The sequence below is a fragment of the Desulforudis sp. DRI-14 genome, from assembly GCF_052618305.1.
This window is the reverse complement of the sequence record NZ_JBQXEZ010000007.1, coordinates 22984-35441: the sequence shown is the minus strand read 5'-3', so window position 1 is coordinate 35441 and position 12458 is coordinate 22984. Positions and strand designations below refer to the sequence as shown.

Sequence of the window (12458 nt, the reverse complement as noted above, 5' to 3'; positions counted from 1 at the left end):
CACCGAGTCCAATCATTCGGTAATGGGTGAGACATGCGGAAGGGGAAGGCATTACAGCCTTCCCCTTATCGTAGTTGCGGATCAACATTCGCTTAATTTGAGCTCGGTGCAAAACCGCCGCCGAAGCATCCACGGGCGAATCCGCCGTGACGGCCGCCGCCGAAGCCTCTAGTTTTAGCCATCTGGGCGAGCTGCTCGTCGGTAAGCAGGGACTTCATCTGGTCCCGGTATTGCTGCTGAGCCTTGTAGAGCTGCTCACGGAGATCGTTGATCTCCTTGATCTTGGCGTCTACCGTCGCCTGATCGGCGCCGGGCTGCCACTGCAAGCTGCGCAGTTCAAACATCAGCTGCTGCAGCTTGGCACGGACATCCTGGGTGCTGGCAAAGTGATCCTTCTGCAGGTTCTGGATTTTCTGGGCCTGTTCGGGAGTAAGTTTCAAGGTGTCAGCCATGTTCACCCAGCTGTCGCTGGAGAGCATCCGCGGACCGCCGCCCCACCCGGCAAACGCCGCCTGGGCAAAGGCGAAGACCACCAGTGCGGCAACAGCCACTAACAGCAATCTGCGTTTCATAAGGTCACCTCCTTTCGGAACGGGCTACGAGGATTCACCTCCTTTCGGCCGGTACCGGCTTTTGGCTATCATACCCAAAAGATTTGACAGCTCTGTGAACAACCGGTAACGAAAGCTCGAACACTTTTTGAATGCGTACAAGGCAGGTACATGCGGAGGATTTCTCATCCAGGATTTGCTGGTTATTAGGAAAATCGTGTTACTATCTTGAATAAGAACGGTAATGAGAGGTATGGGAGAGGGTGCGTTTCGATTAACAGTTACAGGATGGCCAGAAAGGTCCATAAGTTTTTGGCGATACCAGCGGCAGTACTGTTTATCCTCATCGCGGTTACCGGTTTGTTCATGGAGAACAGTACAACCGGCGGCCGGCAGTATCGCCAGGGAATTCAGCAAAGGGCGGGATACGAAAACCAGGTCCAAGCTGATACTGTACCCGTCAGCAGTTCCACTGTCAGGACGTGGCACCGGAGTGTCAGCGAGCTGACGGCCTATGTTTTGCTTTTGATGACCGGAACGGGCTTATGGATGTACTTCTATCCCAGGTATCGCCGTTAATCCCGAATTAAAGCTTTGGCCGCACCAGTAAGAGTGACTGCAAAAACGGGGTGCAATCCCGCCGTTCGTGTTTTGTCCCCTTCTGCTCCTTACCCGGACAAGCCCAAGTTTTAACCTGCCCCGGCTAATTGGCTGCGCAAGTAAGTCAAGTAAGTATGGAAGAAAGGTTGTTGTCAGAGTGGCGAACGGCATGCTATTATTTTCACAACACTAAGTGCATTATGCAAATAGAAGAGATGTGCAAACATGAGCCGGCAAAATGTCTTGAACGGTGAGTCATCGGAATATGCTGCCTACCTGCGGGCCGAACGGCTGCTGCAGCCGGGGCTCTTGCTGCTGCTCTCGCTGCGCCCCATGCACGGCTACGAACTGATCCAGATGTTAAACGGTGTGGCCTTTACCGGTGAGGAGAGCGACCCGGCTACGGTTTACCGCAACCTCAGGCGGATGGAGGACGACGGCCTGGTGCACTCGCAGTGGGAGGCCGGGGAGTCCGGCCCCGCACGGCGGGTCTACCACCTGACAGTTGAAGGAGAGCATCTTTTAGATATGATGGCCGCCAATGCGCGCCGCCGCCGCGAACAGCTGGAGGCGTTCTTAAGGCTGTTTGAGAACATCCGGGGCGGCCTTATCACGCAAGAAAACATCGAGGAAGTTATGAAAGGTGATGAGGTCCGATGAGCGAGGCGTCTCTACACATCCTGCACGCCGGGGCGCTGAGGGGCCCGCTCAAGGAGTGCGCGCGGGTCTTCCAGGATGCCCGCCCGGGTGTAACGGTGACGATGCAGGGAGCCGGGTCCCGGGAATGCGCCCGCCGGCTGCAGCATGGGGAAAAGGCCGACGTCATCGTGCTGGCCGATCCGGCTATCTTCGTCGACTTCCTGGCTCCGGATATCGTGGCCCGGTGCTTTGTTTTCGCTACTGACCGGATTGTCATTGCTTTTGACGAATACTCCAGGGGGCAAGGAGGAATCGACAGCCGGAACTGGATGGACGTCTTGCTCGCCGACCGGGTTACGTATGCCCGTTCGGACGAGAACCTGGATCCCTGCGGCTATCGGACGCTGATGGTCTGGCAGCTGGCCGAGCGGTACTACAACCGCGGCGGCCTCTACAAGCGGCTGCAGGCCCGGTGCCCGCGCGACCGGATTGTGCCGAAGTCGATCGACCTGGTCGAGCTGGTTGCCCAGGGACGTATCGATTACGCCTTTGTCTATTCCTCGGTAGCCAAACAGTTTGACCTGCGGCACCTGACCTTGCCCAGGGAAATCGACCTTTCCAGCCCCGCCTTCGCCCAACGGTACGCGCGGGCGGCGGTGACCTTGGAGGGGCGGCAGCCCGGGGAAACGGCGGTGGTCAGGGGCGCACCTATCGAGTTTGCCATCGGGGTTCACCGGCAGACAAAACACCCGGCCCTGGCGCAGGCCTTCCTGGATTTGGTGCACGGCCGCGAGGGGCAGAGGATACTGGAAGAGAACGGGCTGATTCCTTGTTAAGCAAGTAAGGGTGAGTTTGGGAAGCCAGCGACGGCTCTGTAGCGTGTTTCTTTATGTCTTCTTGGTTCCCCTCTTGGCGCACTCGGTGGCTATGGCCGGTTTCAGAAAAGCTTTTAAACTTGGCGTGCTTGGGGTTGAAAAGGTTGAGATGATAAGGCAGATCGGTAGCAATCGGTAAGTTTGTCACAAAGGAAAGAGAGGAGAGGGATTGATGCATTTCCCCGTTTCGGGCGTCGACGTTTTTCCGCTGATCCCCCCGCTGGTGGCTTTTCTGGTTTCCACTATGACCGCTCCGGCCGGCGTTTCGGGCGCCTTCCTGCTCCTACCCTTCCAGGTGAGCGTCCTCGGCTTCGTCAGCCCTGCGGTCAGCCCGACGAACTTGATCTACAACATCGTGGCCATTCCCGGCGGGCTTTACCGCTACATCAAGGAAGGGCGGATGGCCTGGCCGCTGACCTGGGTGGTGATCGTCGGCACGCTGCCCGGGGTCTTCGCCGGGTCTTTGATCCGCATCCAGTACCTGCCCGACCCGCGGGCCTTCAAGCTCTTCGTCGGCCTGGTCCTGCTGTACCTCGGGGTGCGTACCCTTTACGAGTCGACGGGACGCGCCCGCGAGGGGAAGAAGAAGCAGAAGGCGCTTGAGCAGAAATTCAAAGCGCGCGTGCAGCAGCAGAAGGAACAGATCAAGGGACGCCTGGCCGCCGGCCTGCCGGCGGACGCCGTGGTCAGGACGAAGTCGGTGTCGCTGTCCCGCATCGAGTACGAGTTCTGGGGCGAGACTTTTTCCTTCAGCACGATGACGATCTTTATTTTGGCCCTTGTTGTCGGCTTGATCGGCGGCATCTACGGCATCGGCGGCGGGGCGATCATCGCGCCCTTCGTGGTGTCGGTGATGGGGCTGCCGATCTACACCGTGGCCGGCGCCGCCCTGGCCGGGACCTTCCTGACCTCCATCGCCGGCGTGACATTCTTCGAGATCCTGGCCCTTACTTCTTACGCCGCCGATAAGGTGGTCCGCCCCGACTGGGCCTTGGGCGCCCTCTTCGGCGTCGGCGGCCTGGCCGGCACCTACGTCGGGGCGCGCTTTCAGAAGTACCTGCCGGAGCGGTGGATCAAGGTCCTGCTGGGAATTCTGATCACCGGCCTGGCGCTCGAGTACATCATCCAGTTCTTTGTCTAGGAGAGTGCTGCAAAAAGCCAATACACTGGTTTTGGCATAGGCATCTCTAGGGTACGGCTATGCTTCAGAAGTTACCCTTAAGACCGCTCAAAAAGAGGTCCGAGGCAAGAGGTCAGAGGTCGGTTACGGGAAGCGATTGCTTCGCGATTGCAAGTCTATAATCCTTAGCAATCGCTCTGCGGATTTCATCAGGTCAGATTTCTGACTTCTGGCATCCGACATCCTTTTTGCCAGGCGCAGTTTTTCAGCGGTCTCCTAGGGCATGGCGCCGTAAACCTCTTACGTTTGAGTAGGAGGAATAGATTTGACTGATAGCTACGGAGGAAAGCGGCTTAAAGCCGGTAAGGCCATCAACGTAAATCAATCGGAAAAGGCCTTGGCCAGGGAGGACGGCGGTAAGAGACAGGCGTTTAAGTTTATTGTCTTGCTGGGCGTTGTCAGCCTTTTTGCCGATTTTACCTATGAAGGGGCGCGCAGCATCTCCGGCCCGTTCCTGGCCCTGCTTGGCGCCAGCGGCCTTATTGTAGGGTTGGTCTCTGGGTTCGGGGAGTTCTTGGGGTACGGGCTGCGCCTTGTCTCGGGGTACTGGGCCGACCGGACGCGCAGGTACTGGCTGCTGACGGCGTTCGGGTACGGGATCAACCTGCTGGCCGTGCCCGCCCTGGCCCTTGCCGGGCGGTGGGAGACGGCAGCCGGGCTCCTGATCCTGGAACGCATGGGGAAGGGTTTGCGCACGCCGGCCCGGGACGCGATGCTTTCTTTTGCCACGTCAAAGACCGGGCGCGGGTGGGGGTTCGCCATCCACGAGGCTCTCGACCAGGTGGGGGCCCTGGCGGGTCCCCTGCTCGCCGCCGCGACCCTCTACCTGGGCGGCAATTACAGGGTCGGGTTCGGAATTTTGCTGGTGCCGGCGCTGCTGGCGCTGGGAACATTGACGTGGGCGCGGCAGACCTTTCCGGCGCCGCATCTTCTGGAGCAGGCTCCCGAGGTGTGCGGAGAGCCCTGCAAACCGCGGCTCCCGCGCGTGTTCTGGCTGTACGTGGCTTTTACGGCCGTAACGGTCGGCGGGTTTGCCAACTACCAGATCGTATCCTACCATTTCAAGCTGCAGGGCGTCGTTTCCGACGTGCAGATCCCCGTGCTTTATGCCGTGGCCATGGGCGTGGACGCCGTCGTGGCCCTGCTGGCCGGCAGGTTCTATGACCGTGCGGGGCTCGGCACCCTCATCGCCGTGCCGCTCTTAGTCCTGCCGCTGCCCTGGCTGATTTTCGGCAACGGCTATCTCCCGGCCCTGGCCGGGATGGTCCTCTGGGGAGCGGTGATGGGCATCCAGGAAACAACCATGCGTGCCGCCGTCGCCGACATGGTCGGGCCGGGCGGGCGCGCTTTCGCCTACGGGATTTTCAACACCGCCTACGGCGGGGCCTGGATGCTGGGCAGCGTTATTCTGGGTTATCTCTACGACATACGCCTGGCTTACGTCACTCTGTTTATCGTAGCCCTGGAGGTGGTGGCGCTGCCCCTGTTCTGGCTGGTCTGGCGCAGGGCGAAGACCGAAAACCCTGCGGCCTGAAGGTTAAAAAGGTACTTGACGCCGCGTTTGCCGGTTGGATAAGATACTAAAGTGGAATAAGATAGCCAGGGCGATGGGGCTCGCCTTTAAGCGCAGCGATGCTGATGGCTCCTACCGATACGGGTGGGGGCCTTTTTGTTCCGGTCTCGACCAGATGCAGCAGGAGGGGAAACAGTGAACGAGTGGCTCGTCGCCTCATTGTGGATCGGGCTCGCCCTTGCCGCGGGACTGGTTTCGGTCCGTCTCGGATTATCGGTGGCCATTACCGAAATCATGTTCGGCGTGATCGGGGGCAACTTCCTCCACCTGGAGGTCGTTCCCTGGGTGCAGATGCTGGCCGGCTTCGGCAGCGTGTTTTTAACCTTCCTGGCCGGGGCCGAGGTCGATCCGGTGGTCCTGCGCAGCAAGTTTAAAGAGAGCGTGTCCATCGGCACGGCCTCTTTTTTCTTTCCTTTCCTGGCCGCCTTCGCTTACGCTTACTGGGTGGCCGGCTGGACGATGGACGCCTCGCTGATCGCCGGGATCGCCCTGTCCACGACCTCGGTGGCCGTGGTCTACGCGGTGATGGTGGAGACGGGCCTCAACGAAACCGAACTCGGCAAGATCATCCTGGCCGCCTGTTTCGTCACCGACCTGGGCACGGTCCTGGCCCTGGGCATTTTCTTCGCTAATTTCGATGTCTGGCTCGGCATCTTTATCGGTGTTTCGGCCGTGGTGCTGGCCGTCACCCCGAAGCTCACGCCGTGGTTCGCCTCCCGGTACGGCAACCGGGTCAGCCAGATGGAGGCCAAATACTTCCTGTTCCTTTTGTTCTTCCTGGGTGGCCTGGCTTTGAAGGCCAACAGTGAGGCTGTTCTGCCGGCCTACCTGCTGGGCCTGTCCGTGGCCGGCTTCTTTATGGCGCACCGGGAACTGCTGGCGCGGTTGAGGGCGATGGCTTTCGCCGTTTTAACGCCTTTCTTCTTCCTTAAAGCGGGTCTCTTTATTTCCCTGCCTGCCATCGCCTCGGGGGCGCTGCTGATCGTCATCTACCTGGCCGTTAAGGTCGTCGCCAAATTCGCCGGCGTGTTGCCGCTTACCAAGCTGTTCCGGTTCAGCAGCCGCAACGGGATGTACACGACCCTGCTGATGTCGACGGGTCTGACTTTTGGTACGATTTCTTCCCTTTTCGGCCTGTCGCATGGGATAATTAACCAGGAACAGTACACCATCCTGGTAACAGCCGTGATCAGCAGCGCCATCGTGCCCACGGTTATCGCGCAGGCCTTCTTCCGGCCCAGGGCGCAAGAATGCTTTTTTGACGGCGGAAAGAGTACAGGGGAAGGATAAGTTGAGGAGGGTCGGAGATGTTTAAGAAGATAATGGTGGCCTACGACGGCTCGGACCATGCCCTGAAGGCGTTTGCCGCCGGCCTGGACCTCGCCGGGAAGTACGGGGCTTCGCTCGATGTCGTGATGGTCGCTCACCTGCCCGACTACGCCGGGAGCGTGGGGGAAGTCGAAGACATTAAAGCGCAGGCGCAGGCGTTTTATGACAAGAGCCTCGCAAAGATTAAACCGGCTCTTGATCGTGAAAACGTCACGGCGCACCTGCTGTTCGGCCATGTTGGGCAGACCCTGGTTCGTTTCGCGAACGAAAACGAGGTAGACCTGATTGTTGTAGGAGCAAGGGGCTTAAGCCGCTTGCAACAATTGGTTATCGGCAGCGTTTCCCAGTTCGTGACCAGACATGCTCATTGCCCCGTTCTGATGATAAAGGGGTAGACCATACCGAACAGGCCCATTAAACGGAGAGAGGAACTCGTCGTCAGAGTTCCTCTTTAGGTTCAATTAGGCGAGAATTTCTTTAAGACATCTTCCTGGTGGCGCCGTCCACGTTGGTGGCCGGGGAACCCCTGTCGACGAAGGTCTTGCAGGCCGTGTCTATGCAATTTTTCACCGGCGTGGCGTTAGCCTGTTTTGCGTCCTTCGCGTCCCAGCTCTCGGGGGCCTTTTGGGCCAGCTCGTCGGAACAGATCAGGATGTCCGAGGCCGCGCATTTGTTGCCTGAGGCCCAGTAATGGCAGTTGTTGACGGTGCACATAACAGCCATGTTGTTTCCCTCCTTGCGATTTTCCCTTAGTATGCCCGCGGCCGCACGGAGGTATGAGACGGGATTTAATTGTCGCTATGCTCGAAATCATTGACCAATGTTGACTGTTTTACTATAATTTTAGTTACGGTTACCAGCCTACTTTCTTCAGCAGGAGAGGATATAATGGGACGCCCGCCCAAGTGCCGTCGTGTCGAATTTTTGCCTCACTGCACCTATTTCAAACCGGCAGGTATCCCGCTGTGGAGCCTGGAAGAGGTCGCCCTGACCATCGAAGAGGTCGAAGCTTTGCGTCTCAAGGATACCGAGGGACTGGAACAGGAGGCCTGCGCCGAGCGCATGGGCATCTCCAGGCCGACCTTCCAGCGTATCCTGACCAGCGCCCGGCAGAAGCTTACGCAGGCCCTCGTCGAGGGGAAGGCCATCCGCCTTGAGGGCGGCAACTACGAGTACGTTTCCCGCCGGTTTCGCTGCGCCGAGTGCCGTATCGAGTGGGACGGGCAGCCGGCCGAGGCTGATCCCTGCTGCCCGAAATGCGGCAGCGAAGAGGTGGCCAGCCTGAGCCAGCGGGGTATGGGCCGCAGAAAAGGGATGCACGGTCGCTCGACCGTACAGAATAAGAAATAACTTTCTGAAGAGGTGACGAGTTTTGGCTCCCGATAAGAAGAATGGCGGCAGCGAACTTGAAATGGCGCCGGCCGGGGGGTGCCCCGGCAAGAAGGGACCGGCCATCGAGAAACTGGCGCCGAACGACCTTTCGGACATCAAGAACGTTGTCGCGGTCATGAGCGGCAAGGGCGGCGTGGGCAAATCCACGGTGACCGCGATAGCGGCCATCGCCCTGGCCCGCGCGGGCAAGAAGGTGGGCATTCTCGATGCCGACCTGACCGGACCCAGCATTCCCAAGCTTTTCGGCGCGACCGAACGCCCCACCGGTACCGAGGGGTATATCCTTCCCGTGAACAGCAAGGGCCTGGGCATCAAGCTGATGTCCATGAACCTTCTCCTGCAAAACCCCGAGGAGCCGGTCATCTGGCGAGGGCCGATCATCGGCAACGCCATCAAGCAGTTCTGGACCGACGTCGCCTGGGGCGATGTCGATTACCTCTTCGTCGACCTTCCCCCGGGGACGGGTGACGCCCCCCTGACGGTGATGCAGTCGCTGCCCATCAACGGCCTCATTATGGTGACCGCGCCGCAGGAACTGGCCATCCTGGTTGTCAAGAAGGCGCTGAACATGGCCCGCATGATGAACATCCCGGTTTACGGCTTCATTGAGAACATGGCTTATTTCGAGTGCGCCAAGTGCGGCGAGAAGTACGAAATCTTCGGTCCCAGCAGGGCGGACAAGGTGGCGGCCGAAACGGGGATGAAGCTGATCGCCCGGATGCCCGTCGACCCGAAGCTGACCGCGATGTCCGATGCGGGCGAGATCGAGAAGTATGAATCTCCTGTTCTGGAAGCGTTAGCCACGTTTTTCTTCGAATATGGCAGTGCCCAGTAGGGTAATTAGTGTATGGCGCCGAATGCTACTGTGGATGAATGAAGAATGAATAAAAAGAACGCCCGGTCGGCGTTATACGCCGGACGGGCGTTCTTATTGGAGCCTGTCGGGACAAAAGAATTGACAGTGAACTGACGGGCGAATTATACTATGGACAAGATTTGGGGTGAAGTCCGAGGCCCTCGGAATTGTGGGCCCGGTTTTGCGTCTTCTTTTGCCGGTTGTTTGACTGACTGCCGGTTGTTTGACTGACTAAAGAATAAATCAAAAGGAGGGGATGGGGAAAACTCGCTGCGGTTTACCAACGGGTTGATAGATTCCAGGTTTTTGGCTCGGCAAAGAAATTTGCCGGGACGCTCAAATGGGAGGACGGGTGTGTAGCACTATGCCGAATAAGATTGGATCGGTTATGGTGGTGGGCGGCGGTATCGCCGGCGTTCAGGCTTCGCTGGACCTCGCTGACGCCGGGTACAAGGTCTACCTGGTCGAGAAGTCCCCGGCCATCGGCGGTGTAATGGCCTCGCTGGATAAGACCTTCCCCACCAACGACTGCTCAATGTGTATCCTTTCCCCGAAGCTGGTAGAATGCGGGCGGCACCCCAACATCGAGCTCGTGACGATGGCCGAATTGACCGGCCTCGACGGTGAGCCCGGAAGCTTTAAGGCCACCGTTGTTCAACAGCCCAGATACGTCGATGCTGACAAGTGCGTTGCCTGCGGCGACTGTGCCGCCAAGTGCCCCGTGAAGGTTCCGGACCCCTTCAACGAAGGCATCAATACGATGAAGATTATCGGCAACAAGTACGCCCAGGCCGTGCCTTCGACCTACGCCATCTGGCAGCCCGACAAGTGCCTCTACCTGACCAAGGGCGTGCAAACGGGCAAACCCGTATGTATGCTCTGCCAGAAAGCCTGCCAGAAGGACGCCATTGATTTCAACCAGAAACCGCAGACCCTGACCCTCGAGGTCGGCGCGGTGATTCTGGCCCCCGGTTTCCAGAAGTTCGATCCCGCCCCGCTCAAGGCCCTCGGCTACGGGACCGTGAAGAACGTGGTCACCAGCCTTGAGTTTGAACGCATCCTCAGCGCTTCCGGTCCCTTCAGCGGCCACCTCGTGCGGCCCTCCGACCACGAGGAGCCGAAGAAGATCGCCTGGCTGCAGTGTGTGGGTTCCCGCGACGTTAAGATCGGCTGCGGTTACTGCTCCTCGGTCTGCTGCACCTACGCGATCAAGGAAGCGATGATCGCCAAGGAGCATGCCCCCGGTAAGCTCGACACCGCCATCTTCTTCATGGATATGCGTACCTTCGGCAAGGGCTTTGAAGCCTACTACGAGCGGGCCAAGAAGGAGACCGGCGTCCGCTTTGTCCGTGCCCGTGTTTACGGCCTGGACCCGCTGGAGGGTGACAGGGTCGGCATCCGTTACGCCAACGAGGACGGCTCCGTTGCCTACGAAGAGTTCGATATGGTCGTCCTGTCGGTCGGCCTCGGCGTGCCGAAGAGTACGGTCGAGATGGCCGAAAAGATCGGCGTCAAGCTGAACAAGTACAACTTCGCCGAGACCTCTACGCTCGCTCCGGTCGAAACCTCGCGTCCGGGTGTCTTCGTCTGCGGCGCCTTCCAGAGCCCGATGGACATCCCGATGACCGTTATGCAGGCCAGCGCGGCCGCTGCCTGTGCCGGCAGCCTGTTGGCGGAAGCCCGTGGGACGCTGGTTACCAAGGAAGAGGCCCCGGCCGAGGTCGACGTTTCCGGCGAGGAGCCGCGCATCGGCGTCTTCGTCTGCCACTGCGGCATCAACATCGGCGCGTACGTTGACGTTCCGGCGGTGAAGGACTTCGCCGCCACCCTGCCGAACGTCGTGCTTGCCACAAATATGCTGTATTCCTGTTCGTCTGACTCCCAGCAGCTGATCAAGGATGCGATTAAGGAGCACAAGCTCAACCGCGTGGTCGTTGCTTCCTGTACCCCGCGGACGCACGAGCCGCTTTTCCGGGCGACCTGCGCCGAAGCCGGCTTGAACCCCTACCTGTTTGAGATGGCCAACATCCGCGAGCACTGTTCCTGGGTCCATATGACGGACAAGGACGCTGCCACGGCGAAGGCCAAGGACATCGTTAAGCGCGCGGTCGCCAAGGCCCGCCTGCTCGAACCGCTTTACACCCTGACCCTCGGTGTCAACCGGGCGGCTCTGGTTATCGGCGGCGGCGTGGCCGGCATGAATTCCGCCCTCGACCTGGCCAGCCAGGGCTTCGATGTCTACCTTGTTGAGAAGGCCGACGTCCTCGGCGGTATGGCCAACAAGATTCACTATACCCTGGAAGGTGTCGACGTCCAGTCCTACGTTAAGGGCTTAATCGCGGCTGTTGAAGGCAACCCGAGGATCAAGGTCTTCAAGGGTGCGACCATTACCGCCGTTGAGGGTTACGTCGGCAACTTTAAGACCACCGTGAGTGCCGGTGGCAAGGAAGAAGTCCTGGAGCACGGCGCTACCGTTATCGCCATCGGTGCCCGGGTCTACCAGCCGACCGAGTACCTCTACGGTCAGGACGCCCGTGTCCTTAGCGCGCTTGAGCTTGAAGAGGAGATCGCTAAGGGCTCCGACAAGGTTAAGGGCGCGAAGAACGTCGTGATGATCAACTGTGTCGGCTCCCGTGAAGAACCCCGGATGTATTGCAGCCGGATTTGCTGCTCGGAGGCTGTTAAGAACGCTCTCAAGCTAAAGGAGCTTAACCCGGACGTCAATGTTTACGTCCTCTACCGCGATATGCGCACCTACGCTTTTAAGGAAGACTTCTACAGGGAAGCCCGTATGAAGGGTGTTGTCTTCGTCCGCTATGACGTCGACCGTAAGCCTGACGTCAAGGCTGTTGACGGCAAGCTGATCGTGAACGTGTTTGACCCGGTCCTGAACGAGTCGCTGGCTGTCGAGGCCGACCTTCTCGCCCTGAACGTGGCGACGGTGGCTCCGGACAGCAAGGATATCGCCCAGTTCTACAAGGTCTGCGGCGAATACGACGGCGGCTTCTTCCTTGAAGCGCACATGAAGCTGCGCCCGGTCGACTTTGCGACGGACGGCGTCTTCGTGGCCGGCCTGGCTCACGGGCCCAAGTTCCTGGAGGAAGCAATTGCCCAGGGCCGGGCTGCGGCGGGCCGTGCGGCGACCGTGCTAACGAAGGAAGCCCTGGTCGGCGGCGGCGCCGTGGCGCTCGTCAACCAGGATCAGTGCTCCGGCTGCGGTATCTGCGTGACGATTTGCCCGTACAACGCTGTTTCACTGGTCGACAAGGGCGGCAAGCATACGGTTGCCGAAGTCAACGAAGTCCTTTGCAAGGGCTGCGGCACCTGCGTGGCGGCCTGCCCGTCCAAGGCTCTGTCGGCTAGAGGCTTCAAGGATGAGCAGATCTTTGCCGAGATCGCGGCGTTGCTGGCCTAAGGAATGACTGTTTAGACCGTTTATTTGACCTCACACGTCAGATGCCAA

At 59.3% G+C, this 12458-nt stretch carries 11 protein-coding genes, 1 pseudogene and 1 riboswitch; of the genes and pseudogenes, 10 read left to right on the top strand and 2 right to left on the bottom strand.

Annotated elements, in window-relative coordinates; translation table 11 throughout:
• Positions 1-92: 92 nt before the first annotated feature.
• Positions 93-572, bottom strand: a complete 480-nt coding sequence (locus tag ACUM6F_RS06235) for a Spy/CpxP family protein refolding chaperone (protein ID WP_425620736.1) — start codon at positions 570-572, stop codon at positions 93-95.
• Between the two features lie 291 nt (positions 573-863).
• Here ACUM6F_RS06235 and ACUM6F_RS06230 point away from each other — a divergent pair, with 291 nt between their 5' ends.
• From ACUM6F_RS06230 to ACUM6F_RS06200, 7 genes are all read left to right on the top strand, one after another.
• Entirely contained in the window at positions 864-1130 is a 267-nt protein-coding gene (locus ACUM6F_RS06230) for a hypothetical protein (RefSeq protein WP_445348718.1), read from the top strand.
• 246 nt (positions 1131-1376) lie between these two features.
• The gene (locus ACUM6F_RS06225) at positions 1377-1811 is read left to right on the top strand and encodes a helix-turn-helix transcriptional regulator (RefSeq protein WP_425620738.1); all 435 of its coding nucleotides are present in this window, start codon (positions 1377-1379) and stop codon (positions 1809-1811) included.
• Positions 1808-2626 (top strand): extracellular solute-binding protein, encoded by an 819-nt coding sequence (locus ACUM6F_RS06220; RefSeq protein WP_445348717.1) that lies wholly within the window; start codon positions 1808-1810, stop codon positions 2624-2626. The genes ACUM6F_RS06225 and ACUM6F_RS06220 overlap by 4 nt, the downstream gene beginning before the upstream one ends.
• 211 nt (positions 2627-2837) lie before the next feature.
• Positions 2838-3806: a sulfite exporter TauE/SafE family protein gene (locus ACUM6F_RS06215; protein ID WP_445348716.1), complete on the top strand. Its 969-nt coding sequence runs from the start codon at positions 2838-2840 to the stop codon at positions 3804-3806.
• Between the two features lie 304 nt (positions 3807-4110).
• Positions 4111-5379 carry an MFS transporter gene (locus ACUM6F_RS06210; RefSeq protein WP_445348715.1) on the top strand — a complete coding sequence of 423 codons (1269 nt, stop codon included), beginning with the start codon at positions 4111-4113 and terminating at the stop codon, positions 5377-5379.
• Positions 5380-5439: 60 nt separating this feature from the next.
• A riboswitch (Fluoride riboswitch) is annotated at positions 5440-5500 on the top strand.
• A gap of 53 nt (positions 5501-5553) precedes the next feature.
• A complete protein-coding gene (locus tag ACUM6F_RS06205) occupies positions 5554-6708 on the top strand; it encodes a cation:proton antiporter (RefSeq protein WP_425620743.1) in 1155 nt (384 codons plus the stop codon).
• A 17-nt stretch (positions 6709-6725) separates the two neighbouring features.
• Positions 6726-7142, top strand: a complete 417-nt coding sequence (locus ACUM6F_RS06200) for a universal stress protein (protein ID WP_425620744.1) — start codon at positions 6726-6728, stop codon at positions 7140-7142.
• 82 nt (positions 7143-7224) lie between these two features.
• Here the strand turns inward: ACUM6F_RS06200 and ACUM6F_RS06195 are convergent, their stop codons facing one another.
• The gene (locus ACUM6F_RS06195; RefSeq protein WP_425620745.1) at positions 7225-7470 is read right to left on the bottom strand and encodes a DUF1540 domain-containing protein; all 246 of its coding nucleotides are present in this window, start codon (positions 7468-7470) and stop codon (positions 7225-7227) included.
• Between the two features lie 165 nt (positions 7471-7635).
• On the opposite strand from ACUM6F_RS06195, the pseudogene ACUM6F_RS06190 reads away from it, so the two are divergent.
• The 3 genes and pseudogenes from ACUM6F_RS06190 to ACUM6F_RS06180 all read left to right on the top strand — a co-directional run.
• Positions 7636-7917: pseudogene (locus tag ACUM6F_RS06190) on the top strand (DUF134 domain-containing protein); the annotation flags it as partial.
• A gap of 202 nt (positions 7918-8119) precedes the next feature.
• Positions 8120-8974 carry an Mrp/NBP35 family ATP-binding protein gene (locus tag ACUM6F_RS06185; RefSeq protein WP_445348714.1) on the top strand — a complete coding sequence of 285 codons (855 nt, stop codon included), beginning with the start codon at positions 8120-8122 and terminating at the stop codon, positions 8972-8974.
• 385 nt (positions 8975-9359) lie between these two features.
• Positions 9360-12410 carry an FAD-dependent oxidoreductase gene (locus tag ACUM6F_RS06180; protein WP_445348713.1) on the top strand — a complete coding sequence of 1017 codons (3051 nt, stop codon included), beginning with the start codon at positions 9360-9362 and terminating at the stop codon, positions 12408-12410.
• Positions 12411-12458 lie beyond the last annotated feature (48 nt).